General features: G+C 54.4%; 17 protein-coding genes. 6 read left to right on the forward strand and 11 right to left on the reverse strand.

The annotated features are described in order from the left end of the window. Positions 1–4: 4 nt before the first annotated feature. On the forward strand, positions 5–1,303 hold the full coding sequence (locus VXK30_RS10795) for a 2-hydroxyglutaryl-CoA dehydratase (protein WP_329493251.1): 1,299 nt from the start codon (positions 5–7) through the stop codon (positions 1,301–1,303). Continuing rightward, positions 1,300–1,707, forward strand: a complete 408-nt coding sequence (gene mscL, locus VXK30_RS10800) for a large-conductance mechanosensitive channel protein MscL (RefSeq protein WP_275714678.1) — start codon at positions 1,300–1,302, stop codon at positions 1,705–1,707. Before VXK30_RS10795 ends, mscL begins: the two co-directional genes overlap by 4 nt. Before the next feature lie 76 nt (positions 1,708–1,783). On the opposite strand, the gene VXK30_RS10805 is transcribed toward mscL, so the two are convergent. Together VXK30_RS10805 and VXK30_RS10810 are read right to left on the reverse strand one after the other, a co-directional pair. Continuing rightward, complete coding sequence (locus VXK30_RS10805; protein WP_275714679.1) at positions 1,784–3,388, reverse strand: MBL fold metallo-hydrolase RNA specificity domain-containing protein; 1,605 nt, start codon at positions 3,386–3,388, stop codon at positions 1,784–1,786. Positions 3,389–3,391: 3 nt separating this feature from the next. Further along, positions 3,392–4,168 (reverse strand): exodeoxyribonuclease III, encoded by a 777-nt coding sequence (locus tag VXK30_RS10810; protein ID WP_275714680.1) that lies wholly within the window; start codon positions 4,166–4,168, stop codon positions 3,392–3,394. Between the two features lie 251 nt (positions 4,169–4,419). On the opposite strand from VXK30_RS10810, the gene VXK30_RS10815 reads away from it, so the two are divergent. The 4 genes from VXK30_RS10815 to VXK30_RS10830 all read left to right on the forward strand — a co-directional run bounded on the left by VXK30_RS10815 (position 4,420) and on the right by VXK30_RS10830 (position 8,258). Beyond that, positions 4,420–4,935, forward strand: coding sequence for a peptidylprolyl isomerase (locus tag VXK30_RS10815; RefSeq protein ID WP_275714681.1), 516 nt, complete (start codon positions 4,420–4,422; stop codon positions 4,933–4,935). A 28-nt stretch (positions 4,936–4,963) separates the two neighbouring features. After that, positions 4,964–6,703, forward strand: a complete 1,740-nt coding sequence (locus tag VXK30_RS10820; protein WP_275714682.1) for an ABC transporter ATP-binding protein — start codon at positions 4,964–4,966, stop codon at positions 6,701–6,703. 303 nt (positions 6,704–7,006) lie between these two features. After that, positions 7,007–7,678 (forward strand): cytochrome c biogenesis CcdA family protein, encoded by a 672-nt coding sequence (locus VXK30_RS10825; RefSeq protein WP_275714684.1) that lies wholly within the window; start codon positions 7,007–7,009, stop codon positions 7,676–7,678. A gap of 10 nt (positions 7,679–7,688) precedes the next feature. Continuing rightward, positions 7,689–8,258, forward strand: coding sequence for a TlpA family protein disulfide reductase (locus tag VXK30_RS10830; RefSeq protein WP_275714686.1), 570 nt, complete (start codon positions 7,689–7,691; stop codon positions 8,256–8,258). 167 nt (positions 8,259–8,425) lie between these two features. On the opposite strand, the gene VXK30_RS10835 is transcribed toward VXK30_RS10830, so the two are convergent. From VXK30_RS10835 to deoD, 9 genes are all read right to left on the reverse strand, one after another. Next, entirely contained in the window at positions 8,426–9,748 is a 1,323-nt protein-coding gene (locus VXK30_RS10835) for a pyrimidine-nucleoside phosphorylase (RefSeq protein WP_275714690.1), read from the reverse strand. Positions 9,749–9,754: 6 nt separating this feature from the next. Next, the gene (locus VXK30_RS10840; protein ID WP_275714691.1) at positions 9,755–10,387 is read right to left on the reverse strand and encodes an HAD family hydrolase; all 633 of its coding nucleotides are present in this window, start codon (positions 10,385–10,387) and stop codon (positions 9,755–9,757) included. A gap of 1 nt (position 10,388) precedes the next feature. Then, positions 10,389–10,808, reverse strand: a complete 420-nt coding sequence (locus tag VXK30_RS10845; RefSeq protein ID WP_329493257.1) for a cytidine deaminase — start codon at positions 10,806–10,808, stop codon at positions 10,389–10,391. A gap of 176 nt (positions 10,809–10,984) precedes the next feature. Continuing rightward, positions 10,985–11,650, reverse strand: a complete 666-nt coding sequence (gene deoC, locus VXK30_RS10850; protein ID WP_275714693.1) for a deoxyribose-phosphate aldolase — start codon at positions 11,648–11,650, stop codon at positions 10,985–10,987. Positions 11,651–11,691: 41 nt separating this feature from the next. Beyond that, entirely contained in the window at positions 11,692–12,612 is a 921-nt protein-coding gene (locus VXK30_RS10855) for an ABC transporter permease (RefSeq protein ID WP_275714695.1), read from the reverse strand. Next, entirely contained in the window at positions 12,602–13,729 is a 1,128-nt protein-coding gene (locus VXK30_RS10860; RefSeq protein ID WP_275714697.1) for an ABC transporter permease, read from the reverse strand. Before VXK30_RS10860 ends, VXK30_RS10855 begins: the two co-directional genes overlap by 11 nt. Continuing rightward, positions 13,704–15,254: an ABC transporter ATP-binding protein gene (locus VXK30_RS10865; protein ID WP_275714699.1), complete on the reverse strand. Its 1,551-nt coding sequence runs from the start codon at positions 15,252–15,254 to the stop codon at positions 13,704–13,706. The genes VXK30_RS10860 and VXK30_RS10865 overlap by 26 nt, the downstream gene beginning before the upstream one ends. A gap of 98 nt (positions 15,255–15,352) precedes the next feature. Continuing rightward, positions 15,353–16,435, reverse strand: a complete 1,083-nt coding sequence (locus VXK30_RS10870) for a BMP family ABC transporter substrate-binding protein (protein ID WP_275714701.1) — start codon at positions 16,433–16,435, stop codon at positions 15,353–15,355. Between the two features lie 132 nt (positions 16,436–16,567). Beyond that, positions 16,568–17,278, reverse strand: coding sequence for a purine-nucleoside phosphorylase (gene deoD / locus VXK30_RS10875; protein WP_275714703.1), 711 nt, complete (start codon positions 17,276–17,278; stop codon positions 16,568–16,570). Positions 17,279–17,284: the final 6 nt, after the last annotated feature.

The following is a 17,284-nucleotide window of genomic DNA, read 5'->3' on the forward strand; positions in this document are numbered from 1 at the left end:
TTCTTTGGCGGAACTGAAATTCAGCAAGGACGGGCGCTTGCTTTTTACAAAGGAAATGAAAAAGGAATATACCATCCTCTGCCCCATGATGGCGCCGATCCATTTTCAGCTGATCGTAAACGTGCTGAACAACTGCGGATACCATGTGGAGCTTTTGACGAACGACGGCCCGAACGTCGTGCAGGAGGGCCTGAAATATGTCCATAACGATACCTGTTACCCCGCTTTGCTGGTCATCGGCCAGTTTATCGACGCGCTTCATTCGGGGAAATACGACCTGGACCGCACCGCGCTGATTATTACCCAGACGGGCGGCGGCTGCCGCGCGTCCAACTATATCCACCTTCTGCGCAAGGCGCTGAAAAAGGCCGGGCTGGAACGGGTTCCGGTTGTTTCGCTCAATATGTCCGGGCTGGAAAGCAACCCCGGATTTACGCTGACCCTGCCGATGCTGCGGAAATTTATCGCGGGGCTTGTCTACGGCGACGCGCTGATGCTGCTGGACAACCAGACGAAGGCATACGAGTCGGTCCCCGGCGAGAGCGGCCGGACGGTCAGAAAATGGACGGAGGCCCTGACGGAGCAGTTCAATCACGGGCAGGGCCTGTCGCTGAAACAGCTGAAAGAAAACCTCCATAAAATCGTCCGCGATTTCGCGCAGATCGAAATCGACCGCAGGCCGAAAATCAAGGTCGGCATCGTCGGGGAAATCTATGTGAAATACTCCGCGCTGGGCAACAACCATCTGGAGGATTTTCTCGCGGAGCAGGACTGTGAGGTAAACGTGCCGGGCATCCTGAATTTCGGCCTTTTCAAGGTCGACAACCGGCTGGAGGATATCAAGCTTTACGGCGGGAGCAGGGCAAAGTACGTGGTCGTCAAGGCGTTGATGGACTATCTGCTGAAAATGCAGGACATCCTGATCCGCGCGGTGAAAACCGAACCCCGCTTTCTGGCGCCGGAGCCCTACGCCCACACGAAAAGCCTGGTGAAGAACGTCATCGGCTACGGCAACAAGATGGGCGAAGGCTGGCTTCTGACCGCGGAAATGCTGGAGCTGGTCGAGCAGGGCTATGAGAATATCGTGTGCACACAGCCGTTCGGCTGCCTGCCGAACCATATCTGCGGCAAAGGCATGATCCACCGGATCAAAGCGGTGGACGAACGGTCCAATATTGTCCCCATCGACTACGACCCGAGCGCGACGCGCGTCAATCAGGAAAACAGAATCAAGCTGATGCTGGCCGTCGCCAGGGAGAAGCTGGCCGCACAAACGGAGGAAGAGACGGAGAAAAAATCATGAAAAAATTAGTCAGTGAATTTAAAGAATTTGCCATGCGCGGGAACGTCATGGATATGGCGGTCGGCGTTGTCATAGGCGCCGCGTTCGGAAAAATCGTGTCCTCGCTGGTTGCCGACATCATTACGCCCGTGCTTTCTCTGGTTACCGGCAGAATCAACCTGACGGCTTTGGCGGTGACCGTCCCCGCGGCGCTGAAAGGCACCGAACCGATCATGATTCGTTACGGAAATTTCCTGCAGACGGTACTGGATTTCATCGCTGTCGCTTTTTCCATTTTCCTGGTCATCAAGGCGTCCAACCGTCTGAAGCGGAAAAAGGAAGAGGCCCCGCCCGCCGCCCCGGAAATCAGCCGCGAAGAAGCTTTGCTGACGGAAATCCGCGACCTGCTGAAAAAGGAAAACTGACAGAAAAACTCCTGTAAAACGCATCCCCAGCCGGCATTGCTGCCGGCTGGGGATTTTACCGTCCTGTGAAATCGGATTACCGGTTCCATTTCTCGCTCAGCGCGTTGATCTGGTCGGCAAATTTGGCAAGATCCTTGTTCGCGCCGCCCTCGTTTCGCTGTATCACCTGTATCAGCCGTTTTCCGGCCTCCATCAGGCGGGCAAACGGAGCGGAGAATTTCTTTCCCCTGTCCTCCCTGCGCGGGCTGCGCAGCTCCGGCGCGACGCCCTCTTCCAGAACGCTGTTTTCCGCCAGGTCAAAGGAGGCTTCAAAATTGGGGACAATCGCGTTGTACCCCAGCTGCCGCAGGGTGTCGCCGAACATCTCGCTGACCTGCAGTTCTCCGTGTACCACAAACACGCGCTTCGGCTTGGGGTCAAACGCCCGGATCCACTGGATCAGGCCCGACCGGTCCGCGTGCGCGGAAAGCGCACGGAAATTGTAAATATGCGCCTGTACCGTGATTTCCTCGCCGAAAAGCTTCACCTGATCGATCCCGTCGACCAGCATTCTGCCGAGGGTGCCGTTGGCCTGATAGCCCACAAACACGACCGCGCATTCCGGCCGCCACAGATTATGCTTGAGGTGGTGGCGGATTCGTCCGGCTTCGCACATCCCGCTGGAGGAAATGATGACCTTGGGTACGTTATCCATATTCAGCGCTTTGGATTCCTCCACGCTGGCGCAGATATTCAGGTTGGAAAAATGAATCGGCTCAAATCCGGCCCTGATGACCTTGACGGCGGCATCGTCGGCGTAACCGTCCAGATTGCCGCCGTAGATTTTGGTTGCTTCCGCCGCAAGCGGGCTGTCCACATAAACCGGGAAATCCGGGTTGTTTTTGACAAGGCCGCGTTCCTTCATCTCACGGATATAGTAAAGCAGCTCCTGCGTACGGCCGACCGCAAAGCTGGGGATGACCACGTTGCCCCCGGCGGAAAGGGTTTTATCGAAAACCTCGGCGAGCTTCGGGACATAGTCGTCCATCTTTTCATGATCGCGGTCGCCGTAGGTCGATTCCATCACCACATAATCCGCTTCCCGGATATACTGCGGATCGCGGATGATCGGCTGATTTTTGTTGCCGATGTCCCCGGAAAAGACGATTTTTTTCGTCTCGCCGTGCTCCGTCAGCCACATCTCCACCGCCGCGGAGCCGAGCAGGTGACCGGCGTCCGTAAAGCGGAAACGGACCCCTTCGCAAAGCTCCACCATTTCCCCGTAGGAAAACGGGACCAGCCGGTTCAGCGTTTCCTGCGCGTCCTCCACGGTGTAAATCGGCTCCTCCGGTTCGCGCCCGGCGCGCCTTCCCTTCCGGTTCTCGTTGATCGCGTCCATCTCCTGTATATGGGCGCTGTCGCGCAGCATGATGGAAAGCAGCTTGCAGGTCGCCCCGGTCGCGTACATTTTCCCGTCGTAGCCGTTCTTGACCAGAAGCGGCAGCCGTCCGCTGTGGTCAATATGCGCGTGCGTTACGATAACATAATCGATCTGGGACGCATAAAAAGGCAGCCTGTGGTTGTCGTCCTCATCGGCGCCCTGCTGCAGGCCGCAGTCGATCAAAATCTTTTTTCCGTTTACAAGTAAGCAATGGCAGCTTCCGGTGACTTCTTTGTCCGCACCGTAAAATATCAGTTGCATCCTCTATTCTCCCGTCTGTGTATTTTTCATGGACAAAATAAGCTCGACCGGGCAATGGTCGCTGCCCATCACCTCCGGGTGTATGCTGCTGGCCTCGATTCTGTCGCGGATGGAGTCGGACACAAGGAAATAATCGATCCGCCACCCCGCGTTTTTCTCCCTTGCCTTAAACATATACGACCACCACGTATAGGCGCCCGTTTCCTCCGGGTGCAGGTAACGGAAGGTGTCCGTAAACCCGGCGGCGAGCAGTTCCGACATCTTTTCGCGTTCCTCGAAGGAGAAGCCCGCGTTGCCGACATTCGTCTTCGGATTTTTCAGATCGATCTCATTATGTGCCACATTCATGTCCCCGCACACAACGACCGGTTTTTTCGCGTCGAGCTGTTTCAGATAGGCGCGGAAAGCGTCCTCCCAGCGCATCCGGTACTCGATGCGCACCAGGTCCCGCTGGGAATTGGGCGTATACACCGTCACAAGGTAAAAATCCTCAAATTCCAGCGTGATGGAACGCCCCTCGCCGACATGCTCCGGGTCGCCGATATCGTAACCGACGGAAAGAGGTTCCATCCTGGTAAAAACAGCCGTGCCGGAATAGCCCTTCTTTTCCGCGGAATTCCAGTACTGCCGGTAGCCCGGCAAAACGATTTCCGCCTGCTCCGGCTGCATTTTCGTTTCCTGAATGCACACGGCGTCGGCGTTGGCCGATTGAAAATAGTCCGTAAAGCCCTTGTTCAAACAGGCGCGAAGCCCGTTGACATTCCATGATATCAGCTTCAATCATTCATCCCCCATTTTTTATTTCCGCCTCCGGCCCGCCGGAGGAACCGTTCATTTTCGGTCAAAGCTTTTGGGGTTATTATATCATATTCATATCGAAAAGAGTAAATAATTTTCCTCAGAGCTTCCGTAAAAAGCATAAGAGACGGTGGAAGCACAATACTTCTTCTATCAAAAATATGCCTTGAAGGAAGCCCGGATTCCCGCTATAATAGGGATATGACTTTTTACAGAATTGATGGAGGAAGATTATGAAAAATCCAATTGTTACCATTCAAACGGGCCGCGGCACGATAAAAATTGAGCTTTATCCCGAAATTGCTCCGAACACCGTAAAGAACTTTATTTCCCTTGTCAAAAAAGGATTTTATGACGGAACCATCTTTCACCGCGTGATTCCCGAATTCATGATCCAGGGAGGCGACCCGGAAGGCACCGGAATGGGCGGCCCCGGCTACAGCATCAAAGGCGAATTCCGCTCCAACCGTTTTCAGAACGACCTGAAGCACGTGAAGGGCGTCATTTCCATGGCGAGGTCCATGAGCCCGAACAGCGCGGGGTCCCAGTTCTTTATCATGGTTGCCGACGCGCCGCACCTTGACGGGGAATACGCCGCTTTCGGCAAGGTGACCGAGGGAATGGAAGAGGCGGAGCGCATTGTGTCGGTTCGCCGCGACTACAGGGATAAGCCGTATGAAGACGAAATCATGAAGAGCGTTACCGTCGATACGTTCGGAGAGGAATACGGAGAACCCGAAAAACAGTAACGGAAGAAATGATATTAGGGAGCATGCAATGTCGATTTTTAAAAAATTTATAAGATACTACCAACCATACCGGGGAATGTTTTACTTCGATATGTTCTGTGCGCTGATCGTGTCGGCAGTTGACGTCGCGTTTCCGCAGATTCTGAATTTTCTGACAAAGGGTCTGTTCGCGCGGGAAGCACACACCATTTTGGAAAATCTCCCGTGGATTGCGGCGGGCCTTCTGGCCATGGAGCTGATCCGCCTCGGCTGCCAGTACTACATTACCAGCTGGGGACACGTCATGGGCGCCAGAATGGAAAGCGACATGAGGCAGGACCTGTTTGACCACCTGCAGCGCCTTTCCTTTTCGTATTACGACCGCAACAACACCGGGGAAATGATGAGCAAGCTTGTGTCCGACCTGTTCGACATCAGCGAGCTTGCCCACCACGGGCCGGAAAACATTCTGATTTCGCTTTTGAAAATCGTGGGAAGCTTTGCGCTGATGATGATCATCAACGTCCCGATGACTCTGATTCTGCTGGGAGTAACGCTGATTATGATTGTTTTCAGCATCCACCAGAACCGGAAAATGCGTGCGGTGTTCATGGACAACCGCAAAAAAATCGCGGGCGTCAATTCCCGCGTGCAGGACAGCCTGGCCGGCATCCGGGTGGTAAAAAGCTTTGGCAACGAGGAGCTGGAACAGGCAAAATTCAACGAAAGCAACCTGAAATTTCTGGACTCAAAAGAGAGCAGCTACCGGGTGATGGGAAGCTTCCGCGCGGGCACCTCATTTTTTGAGGGACTTCTCTTCCTGACCGTGCTGGTCAGCGGGGGCCTGTTTATTGCGCAGGGTTCCCTGCACGTTGCCGATCTGGCTGTCTATGCCCTGTACATCAACATTATTATCAACCCCATCGACATACTGATCGAATTTACCGAACAGTTCCAGAAGGGCTACTCCGGCTTCAAGCGCTTTATCGAAGTGGTGGAAACGGAACCGGAGATTGTCGACCGGCCCGGCGCGGTCGAGCTGAAGGACGTGAAAGGCGACATCCGGTATGAAAACGTCTCGTTCAGTTACGATTCCGCGAACGACGTGCTGGAAAATATCAATATTTCGATTGAGGCGGGAAAAACCGTGGCGCTGGTCGGGCCTTCGGGCGGCGGCAAAACCACCCTTTGCTCCCTTTTGCCCCGTTTTTACGACGTGACCGCCGGAAGCGTAACGATCGACGGCACGGATGTGCGCGATATCAGGCTGAAATCCCTGCGCAGCGCAATCGGGATCGTCCAGCAGGACGTCTACATGTTTGCGGGCAGCATCAAAGAAAACATTGCCTACGGCAAACCGGACGCGACGGATGAGGAAATCATCGCCGCCGCAAAGAGCGCGAATATCCACGACTTTATCGCGGGGCTTGACGACGGCTACGACACCTATGTGGGCGAACGCGGCACGCGCCTTTCCGGCGGGCAGAAGCAGCGTCTGGCCATTGCCCGCGTCTTTCTGAAAAATCCGAAAATCCTGATTCTGGACGAAGCGACCAGCGCGCTGGACAACGAAAGCGAGCGTCATATCCAGAATTCGCTGGAGGAGCTGTCCAAGGACAGGACCACCATCGTGATCGCCCACCGGCTCAGCACCATCAGCAACGCGGATGAAATCATTGTGATCGGCGACGAAGGCATTGAGGAACGCGGCACCCACCAGGAACTGATTGAGAAAAACGGCATCTACGCAAAGTACTACAATATGCAGTTTGAAGGGCTGGACGCTTAAAGCCTTTCCCGCGCCGCGGGTTGTCCGGGCTGCAGCAAAAAAGGTATCCCCCGCAGCCGGCGGAGGATACCTTTTTCGTCTCATTTGGGCCGGAATGTGACCTGATCACCGAGCCGGAAGATTTTATATGTTATCATGAATATACACACTTTGGAAAAAATACAAATGGAAAACACAAGTTTACGGTATTTACGGTTGATTCTGCAACAAGATTGTGTTCTTTCCCCCGCCTTCGGCGGGGGAAAGAACGTGTTTTATCTCGCAAATTGAAATGGAATCGCTGTAGGAAAGAAAGGAGAGACCATGGATTATCTGATTTCATTTCTGGAAGGGATCATCACATTTATTTCTCCCTGCCTCTTACCAATGCTGCCGATCTATATTTCCTATTTTGCGGGACAGGAGATTCAGAATCAAAAGGCCCCGGTCATTCGGAATTCCCTTGGGTTTGTACTTGGCTTCACCTTTGTGTTTACGGCAATGGGTGCTTTCGCGGGGACGGTCGGGAGCTTTCTGAAAGAATATCACACCGCGGTGAATCTTGTCACCGGTATTGTCGTCATCCTATTCGGGTTAAACTTTATGGGGCTGATCAAAATCCCTTTTCTGAATGGAAACCGGCAGTTGAATTTTAAAAAGCGAAATATGGATTTTGGGGCCTCCATTCTGTTCGGCGTGATCTTTTCCATTGGCTGGACCCCCTGCGTAGGCGCGTTTTTAGGCTCCGCTCTGATGCTCGCCGCTTCGAGCGGGGAAAGCATGAAAGGCATTTTTATGCTTCTCTCGTTTTCGCTTGGGTTGGGGATTCCCTTTCTGATCAGCGCTGTTTTGATCGACCGCCTCATGTCCGCGTTTGACTTTATCAAAAGGAACTACCGGATCATCGGCATGATTTCGGGCGGATTGCTCGTCGTCGTCGGCCTGATGATGGCGACCGGACTTATGGGCTGCTTTTTGTCCCTATTTACTTTTTGAGGAGTACGATATGAAAACAAACGGAAAAATTTTGCTGGGATTTCTCGCGTTCGTGGTATTCTTCGCCGTCGTTTACTATGCCTACAACACGTTATCCAACCGGTTCCGGCCAAATCTGCCGGCATCGTCTGAAACAGGCGGCTCCGCGGGAGAAAGCGGGAAAACACAGGCTCCCGATTTTACCGTATTCGATGAAAAAGGCAACAAGGTCAGGCTGTCGGACTTTCAGGGGAAACCCGTTGTGCTGAATTTCTGGGCCTCCTGGTGCCCGCCGTGCAAGGGAGAAATGCCGCATTTCAACAGCCAGTACCAGAAGGAAAAAGACGGCGTGGTCTTTCTGATGATCGATCTGGTGGACGGTCAGCGGGAAACGCAGGAAAAAGGGCAGAATTATGTAAAAGAGCAGGGCTTTGAATTCCCCGTTTACTTTGACAATGAGCAGCAGGCCGCCAATACTTACGGAATTTCAGCCATTCCGGACACGATCTTTATCGACCGGGGCGGCTATATTGTGAACGCCTATCAGGGAGCGATCGACGAAGCGACTTTGATTGCCGGAATCGAATCGATCAAAAAATAAGAAAAATCCCCACTCCAAGCTTTACGATTACAGCATTTCCAGTTGATTCTGCAACAGGATTGCGTTTCTCCCCCGCCAAAGGCGGGGGAGAAACGCGTTTTGTCTCGCAAACTGAAATGGAATTGCTATAGGGCCCTTACTGAAAGATTCAGTAAGGGCCTGAATTTTTAGTATTTTTCTACGCCGTCCACGGTCACCCGGCCGTGAATCACCGGGACAAACGCGGGTTTTTCCGGGCGGATGGAAACCGCGCTTTCAAACAGCTTTTCCGCTTCCCTGCATTTGTCCAGAGAGGAAGAGTAAAACTCCGCGATCACGTCGCCTTCCTTGACGTAATCCCCGATCTTTTTGCGGAGCAGGATGCCCGCGCTGAAATCGATGGAATCCTCTTTCTTCTCGCGCCCCGCGCCCAGCTCGACGGAAGCGATCCCGCACTGCTCCGTATTCATGGAGTAGAGATACCCTTCGCTCAGCGCCGGAACGTCATATTTGACCTTTGCCTGTGTAAATCTTGCGCCGTCGTCTAAAACGGCGGTGTCACCGCCCTGCGCCGCGACCATTTCCTTGAGCTTTGCAAAGGCCTCGCCGTTGCCGATCTGGCGTCCGGCAAGCTTTTTACACGCTTCCATACTTCCCCTGCCCGCCAGAAACAGCATGTTGGCGGCAAGCTCCAGACAGATTTCCGTGAGGTCTCCGGGCCCGCGTCCCTTGAGCGTTTCACAGACCTCCCTGATTTCCAGCGAGTTGCCGATGGCGTTTCCGAGCGGACGGTCCATGTCGGTGATCAGCGCGATGGTCCTGCGCCCGACATGCTCGCCGATCGCCACCATTGCCTGCGCCAGCCGGATGGAATCGTCCACCGTTTTCATAAAAGCGCCGCTCCCGGTTTTGACGTCCAGCAGGATGCAGTCGGAGCCGGCCGCGATTTTTTTGCTCATGATACTGGAAGCAATCAGCGGAATGCTTTCAATCGTCGCGGTAACGTCGCGCAGCGCGTAAAGCTTTTTATCCGCGGGCACCAGATTGCCGGACTGGCCGATCACGCTGACGCCCACCTTCCGTACAATATCGAAGAATTTTTCACGGTCAATGGAGGTCTGCATGCCCGGAATGGCTTCCATTTTGTCCACCGTGCCGCCGGTGTGGCCAAGCCCGCGCCCGCTCATTTTCGCGACGCGCACCCCCAGGGACGCGACGATCGGAGAAATAATCAATGTGGTCTTATCGCCGACTCCGCCGGTGCTGTGTTTATCCACCTTGACGCCGTCTATGGAGGACAAATCCACGGTTTCGCCGGAGTTGGCCATGCACATGGTCAGGGAGGCCGTTTCCCTGTCCGTCATCCCCCGAAAATAAATTGCCATCAGCAGAGCGGATACCTGATAATCCGGAATCTCCCCTTTGACATAGCCGTTGATAAAGAACCGGATTTCCTCGTCGGAGAGCGACCCGCCGTCGCGTTTTTTCGCAATGATATCATACATTCTCATTTTCAGTCACCTTCCTACGATCATTTTATCCAGCAGGAAGATTCCGTTTTCCCGAAGGGCCGTACGGAGCACGTCCGGGTCCCCTTCGTAGCAGTGCCCTTCCATGCCGAGCTTTCTTCCCGCTTCCACATTGTCCGCGCGGTCGTCGATAAAGTAACACTCGCGCGGATCGAGCGAAAACTCCTTGAAAAACTTCCGGTAGATTTCCTCATCCGGTTTGATGCAGTGGAAATCCGCCGAAAAGAAAACACCCGAAAAATACTGCAGAGCCGTAATTCTCGGCGTTATGCTGTGAATTTTTTTCCCCGCGTTGGAAAGCAGATACAGCGAATAGCCGTTCTCCTTCAGTTCGCGCACCAGCGGCAGAATATTGTCCAGGACCTGCATGTGATCGATCCAGTTCAGCAGCAGCTCTGTCGCGGCGCCGTGCAGGCGCTCCGGCAGGCACGAACAGACCGGCTCGATCAGGTCCTCCTCCGTAATGGTGCCGCGGTCAATCTCCTTCCATGTGCCCGTCTCAAACACCTTGGAACGAATCAGGCGGATATCCTCCGGGTCCCTGGTATAGTGGCTGATAAAAAAGTCCGGATTAAAATCCACCAGCACCTGGCCCATGTCGAAAACAATATTGTTGATCATTCTATTCCTCCATATCCGCCTTGCTGAACCCGAGCGGGAGCAAATCCTTCAGCGTGAAAACCTCCCACTGCTCCGTGCTTTTCCCGAGAATGATCCGGAAGGTCGCCGGGTCGCAGAATTCCATCATGACCTGACGGCAGACCCCGCAGGGCGGGCAAAGCCCGCCGACGGGTTCCCCGGTTCTGCCGCCGACAATCGCGATGCAGTCGAACTCCGTCTCCCCCTCGCTGACCGCTTTGAAAAAAGCCGTGCGCTCGGCGCAGTTCGTAGGGGTAAATGCCGCGTTTTCAATGTTGCAGCCCTTGTAAATCTTTCCGCTTTTCGTCAGCAGCGCCGCGCCCACGCCGAATCCCGAGTAGGGGGTGTAGGCCGTTTCCCTGGCGGAAACAGCCGCCGCAACCAATTCTTTATAATCTTCCATCTCTTCACCTTTTTTCCTATAGCATTTCCAGTTGTTCCGGCAACAAGGTTGTGTTCTTCCCCGCCGAAGGCGGGGAAGAACGTGTTTCGTCTCGCAAAATGAATGAAATTGCTGTAGATAGAATTGAGGAACGGCTGCCGCCGCTCCTCAGAATTTTCATATTTGCCGGGAGCCGGTCAATATCCGTGCGCCTCTTCATCTTTTATGATTTTGATAATCCTGCTCGTGCCGAGGCGGGAAGCCCCGAGCGATACGAATTTCTCCGCGTCGTCCATGGCTTTGATGCCGCCGGCGGCTTTGATTCTGACCTTCGGCCCGATATGGGCGGCAAAGAGCGCGACATCTTCAAACGTAGCGCCCGCCGTCGAAAAGCCGGTGGAGGTCTTGATGAAATCCGCGCCGGATTCGGTCACTACCTCGCACATTTTTATCTTTTCTTCCTTCGTCAGCAGACAGGTTTCAATAATGACCTTCAGGATACGCGCGCCGCAGGCGGCTTTTACCTGCCGGATTTCGTCCAACTGCAAATCGAAAAGCCCGTCTTTCACCCAGCCGATATTGACGACCATATCGATTTCATCGGCGCCGTTGTGAATCGCGTCCTTCGTTTCAAACACCTTGACCGCCGTCGTGGAATAGCCGTTCGGAAAACCGATTACGGTGCAGACCGCCATTTTGCCGCCTACGTATTCCTTCGCGCGCTTCACATACGCGGCGGGGATGCAGACCGACGCGGTGCGGTATTTGACCGCGTCGTCGCAGATCTGCCTGATTTCTTCCCATGTCGCCGTTTGTGTCAGCAGGGTATGATCTACTTTCTCCAGTATTTCCCGGTGATCCATTTTCATGATCTCCTTTTTTTATTTTCAATACTGCAGTCCCGTTATCTTACACCCTTTTCATAGGGCTCGCCGTCCGCCTTCGGGGCGACCGAACGGCCGACGAACAGAATCAGAACCACAATGGTCAGAATGTACGGAAGCATCGCAAGAATCTGGGACGGAACGGCAAAGTCGCCGCCGCCCAGCACAATCGTCAGAGCCTGCGCAAAACCGAAGAGCAGGCATGCGCCGTAAGCGCCGAACGGAGTCCATTTCCCGAAGATAACGGCCGCCAGCGCGATGAAGCCCTGCCCGCTGATCGCGGTCGGCGTAAACTGAGAGATAATGGCAAGCGTCATGGAAGCGCCGCCGAAACCGGCCAGAACGCCGGATACGAACACGCACAGGTAGCGGACGCGGCTGACATGAATACCCAGTGTGTCGGCCGCGGCGGGATGCTCGCCCACCGAGCGCACATGGAGTCCCCATTTGGTCCGGTAAAGGAAGAACCACATGACGGCGGACACCGCCAGCGCAAGCACGACCGTGACGTCCACATTCAGGTTTTTCAAGGGGCTGTCGGCAAACCCGCTTTCCCCAAACAGCTTCGGCAATGTTTTTGCGGGAAGCGTCATGGTCGCGTCGTCGAACATCAGGCGGCAGAAAAACAGCGCCAGCCCCGGTCCGATCAGATTGATGGCGATACCGGAAATGGTCTGGTCCGCCTTAAAGGTGACGGAAGCCACCGCGTGCAAAAGGGAGATTAGGCCGCCCGCCGCACCGGCCGCAAGCAGGCCGAGCCACGGACTGCCGGTAAAATAGCTGACCGCGGCCGCCGTGAACGCGCCTACCGTCATCATTCCCTCAATACCGATGTTGACGACGCCGGAGCGCTCCGAAATGACGCCGCCCAGTGCGCCGAACACCAAGGGGGTCGAGTACATCAGCGTAATGCCGAGCAACAGAAGAATTTTACTTAACACGGTGAGCACCTCTCTTTTCAAGCCTGTCGGCAAGTGACGGCACGATTTTCGTCAGAGCCACAAAGAATACGATGGTGCCGATCATGATGTTGATAATCTCCGTCGGCGCTCCGACATCCTGCTGCACGCTCTGCCCGCCGTAAAGCAGTCCGCCAAACAAAAGCCCGGCAAAGATACAGCCTACCGGAGAGGAACCGGCGATCAGCGCGACGGACAGGCCGTTGAAGCCGTTGTTTTCAAACGCCGCCATCTGGGAAATTTTGTGCGGCGAGGTTCCCGTAATCGCCAGCGCGCCCGCAAGGCCCGCCAGAGCCCCCGCGATCAGCATCGCCTGGGTGATGTTGCGGCCCACGTTGATTCCGGCGAATTCCGCGGCGTCGCGGTTAAAACCGACCGCGCGCAGCTCGTAGCCCTTTGTGGAGCGGTAAAGCAGCACCCAGATAACAAGGGCCATGATCACGGCGACCAGAATGCCGAAATTCACATCCGTTTTCAGCATCATTTCATACAGCCACTGGTGCGGCTTCAGCGCGGCCATACCTGCCTTGGAGGTTTTCCAGTTCGGCAGGAGCATGGTGAAGCTCGATTCGTTCACCGCGAAGGAGCTCGTGGAATTCGGCTGATGGTAAACCGCCGTATTGACAATAAAGTTGGAAAGGTAAAGGCCGATCCAGTTCAGCATGATGCTGGTGATGACCTCATGAATGCCGAACCGCGCTTTCAGGCAGCCGATGATTCCGCCGAAAACAGCCCCGGCAAGCACACCGGAAAGCACTACAAGCGGGATCTGGATAACGGGGGCAAAATCAAACTTGACACCGACGCAGACGGCGGCGATGGTCCCCGCTATGTACTGGCCCTCGGCACCGATATTGAACAGGCCGGTTTTAAAGGCAAACGCGACGCTCAGTCCGGTCAATATGATCGGCGTCGCCTTGATAATGACGTTGGAAATGTACTTCGGCTTTGCGAAGATTCCCCGGAACAGCGCCCCGAAGGACTCCCATGGGTTGTAGCCCGCAAACACGAGCACGACCGCGGCAACCAGAAAACCGAACAGAATCGCAATAAAGGTGGAGGTAATCGGTTTTTTAAGAATTTTGACTGTTGTTTTCATCAAACTTACCTCCCGCCATCAAAAGTCCTATCGTTTTTTCGTCGACCTCTCCCTGCTTGAAGCTGTCGACAATCGTTCCCGCGTAAATCACGTCGATGGTATCCGCGACATTCATGACCTCGTCAAGCTCGAGGGAAATCAGAAGGATTGCCCTGCCCCGGTCCCGTTCGCGCACCAGCGTCTTATGTACGTATTCGATCGCCCCTACGTCCAGCCCGCGGGTCGGCTGAACGGCGATCAGAAGATCGGGCTCGTTCGATATTTCACGCGCAAGGATGACCTTCTGCTGGTTTCCTCCGGAAAGTCCGCGCACCGGCTGGCTTTCGCAGTTATCCGGACGGATATCGAACTCTTTGATCAGGTTCTTCGTGTAGGAAAGGATTTCGCTTCTGTTGAGCATACCGCTTTTGCTGTACGGCTGGCTGCGGTATTTCTCAACCACCATATTTTCCGCCACTGTAAACGGAAGCACCAGGCCGCGTTTCTGCCGGTCTTCATGCACCGTGGAGATTTTATGGTCGATGACGTTGCGCGGCGTCGTGTTCTGGATTTCGGCGCCATTGATTTTGATGGTGCCGCTCTCCACCCTTGTCAGGTTGGTGATGGCTTCGACCAGCTCTTTCTGGCCGTTCCCGTCAATGCCCGCCACGCCGACGATTTCGCCTTTGCGCACCTTCAGCGACAGATTTCTGACCGCGGCCAGCTTCCGTTCGTCCCTGACCGTCAGATTGTCGATTTCAAAGACGACCTCGCCCGGATTGGCCGGGGATTTTTCGACCACAAGCTGGACCGCATGGCCGACCATCTTGGTGGCAAGCTCTTCCTGGTCCACATCGGCGACGTTTACCGTGTCGATATACTCGCCGCGGCGGATAATGGTGCAGACGTCCGAGGAGGCTTTGATCTCCTTGAGCTTATGCGTAATGATAATGATCGTTTTCCCATCCGCTATCAGATTCCGCATGATCTGAATCAGGTCATCGATTTCCTGCGGAGTAAGGACCGCCGTGGGCTCATCGAGGATGAGCAGGTCGACTCCGCGGTAGAGTGCTTTTAATATTTCAACACGCTGCTGCATGCCAACGGAAATATCTTCGATTTTTTCATCCGGGTCCACTTCCAGCCCGTATTTCTTGACGATTTCAAGAATTTCCTCGCGTGCTTTTTTCATGTTTAATACGCCGAACTGATTGGTCACTTCGTTGCCCAGAATAATATTCTGGGTTACGGTGAAATTGTCTACCAGCATGAAGTGCTGATGGACCATGCCGATTCCGTGTTCAATGGCAATATTCGGGTTCTTGATATTGACCTTTTCCCCATTCAGGAAGATTTCCCCCGCTTCGGCCTGATACAGGCCGTACAGAACATTCATCAGTGTGCTTTTTCCGGCGCCGTTCTCGCCCAATATGGCATGAATCGTACCCTTTTTAACATCGAGACTGACGTTATTCAGAGCGCAAAAGGAGCCGAACATTTTTGTAATACCGTGCATCTGCACCGCGTATTCCCGGTTGACTTCCATTACAACAGACCCCCTGCCCGTTAATCAATTCTTTTAAGCGTAACGGGGCGCAGTAAAACCCATGCGCCCCGTTGCCCAAAAGAATAAAAGAGTAATACTTATTTAAGCCCTTTTTCGAACTCTGCGAATTCATCCTTATTCGCCGGAGGAGTGATCGTCTTATCCTTGATTTTGCCTTCGAGCGCGATTGCCGCGTTATAGGTGTCGTCGCCCATAAGCTTGTGCTCTTCCGGAATCCCGACGGCGTCTTCGGTCAGGCCGTAGGTGTAAGTTTTTCCGCCGATCTCCTTGCCGTCCATGGCTTCCTTGGAAACGAGCTCGACAGCCTGGTTAACAAGCTTCAAAGCGGAGGTAAGAACGTTTTCGGGCGCAAGATAGGCCTGGTCGCGGTCAACGCCGATCGCATACTTCTTGGCTTCCTTGGCTGCTTCAATAACGCCGACGCCAACGCCGCCGGCGGCATGGAACACGATATCGCAGCCGTCGGAGAACATCTTGGTGGCGATTGCCTTGCCCTTGGCGGAATCCGTGAAGCTTTCCGCGTACTGGGAGTCAATATCGATCTTTTTGCCCAGCTCTTTCGCGGCGTAAGCAACGCCCGCTCTGTAGCCGTACTCAAACTGGTCGATGATGGCGCTGGTCATGCCGCCGACGAAACCGACTTTGTTGGTCTTTGTGGTTTTTCCCGCAATGTAGCCGACCAGGAAGGAAGGCTCCTGAGCGCGGAACATCACGCCGGTCACGTTTGCGGGAGTCTTCTCATAAGCGTTATCTACGATCGCATAGTTGATGTCCGGGTTCTGTTTTGCGGAATTGAGGATCGCGTCGGCCATTGCGAAGCCGATGCCCCAGATCAGATTGTTGCCGTCGTCGGCAGCTTTGTCCAGGTTTGTCGCGTAGTCGGACTCCTGCTTGGATTCGGAATACTTGACCGTGACGCCCGTATCCTTGGAAAGCTTCTGGAGGCCTTCCCACGCGGACTGGTTGAAGGACTGGTCGTTGACACCGCCGGTATCCGTTACCATGCCGATTTTAAAGTCGGTCGCCGCTGCGGATTCCGCCTTGCTTTCGGCAGCTGAGCCGGCCGCTTCCGAGCTGGATGCCGCCGGGGCGTTGGAAGCGCAGGCGGTCGCAGAAACTGCCATCATAACTGCCAGAAAAAGTGCTACAATCTTCTTCATTAATTTTTCCTCCTGATTATTTTTTGGATATATGGAATACCACGAAAACGTGATATTACTCCCATTCTCTTTTCGCGCCGAAAATCATCTTACTTTATTTCGCCGCATTTTGCAATCAATTTTTCCATTAAGTTAAGCGATTTCCAATGCGATTTCCATCATCTGGGTAAATCCGGTCTGGCGCTCCTGGGCCGAAAGGGATTCGCCGGTAAACGGGCAGTCGGAGATCGTGAGGAGGCAGAGCGCGTTTTTATTGGCCCTCGCGGCGTTCATATAGAGAGCCGCGGCTTCCATCTCCACCGCCAGCACGCCCATCTTTTTCCACGAGGCCAGCGCGTTTTCGTTGTCGTCGTAGAAAGTATCCGAAGACAGCACATTGCCTACGACCGTATGCACGCCCAGTTTTTCCGCGGCGTTAACCGCGTTTCTGAGAAGGTCATAGCCGGCAATCGGCGCAAACGTACCCGGCAGATTGTACTGGGCCGCATAGTTGGAATTGGTGCAGGCACCCATGCCGACTACGACGTCGCGCACGTGCACATTGTCGGCGATCCCGCCGGCGGAGCCGATGCGGATGATGTTTTCCACCCCGTAGAAATTGAAAAGCTCGTAGGTGTAAATGCCGACGGAGGGGATTCCCATTCCGCCGCCCATGACGGACACGCGTTTGCCCCGGTACGTTCCGGTGTAGCCGAGCATATTGCGCACGGTGTTAAAGCAGACCGGATCGGTCAGATAGGTTTCGGCAATGAATTTGGCGCGGAGCGGATCGCCCGGCATTAAGACGGTTTTTGCGATTTCTCCTTCTCTGGCCCCGTTATGGGGCGTTGGTACGTTAGACATAGTCTC

The sequence above is a fragment of the Caproiciproducens sp. CPB-2 genome (assembly GCF_036287215.1).
Lineage (GTDB): Bacteria > Bacillota > Clostridia > Oscillospirales > Acutalibacteraceae > Caproiciproducens.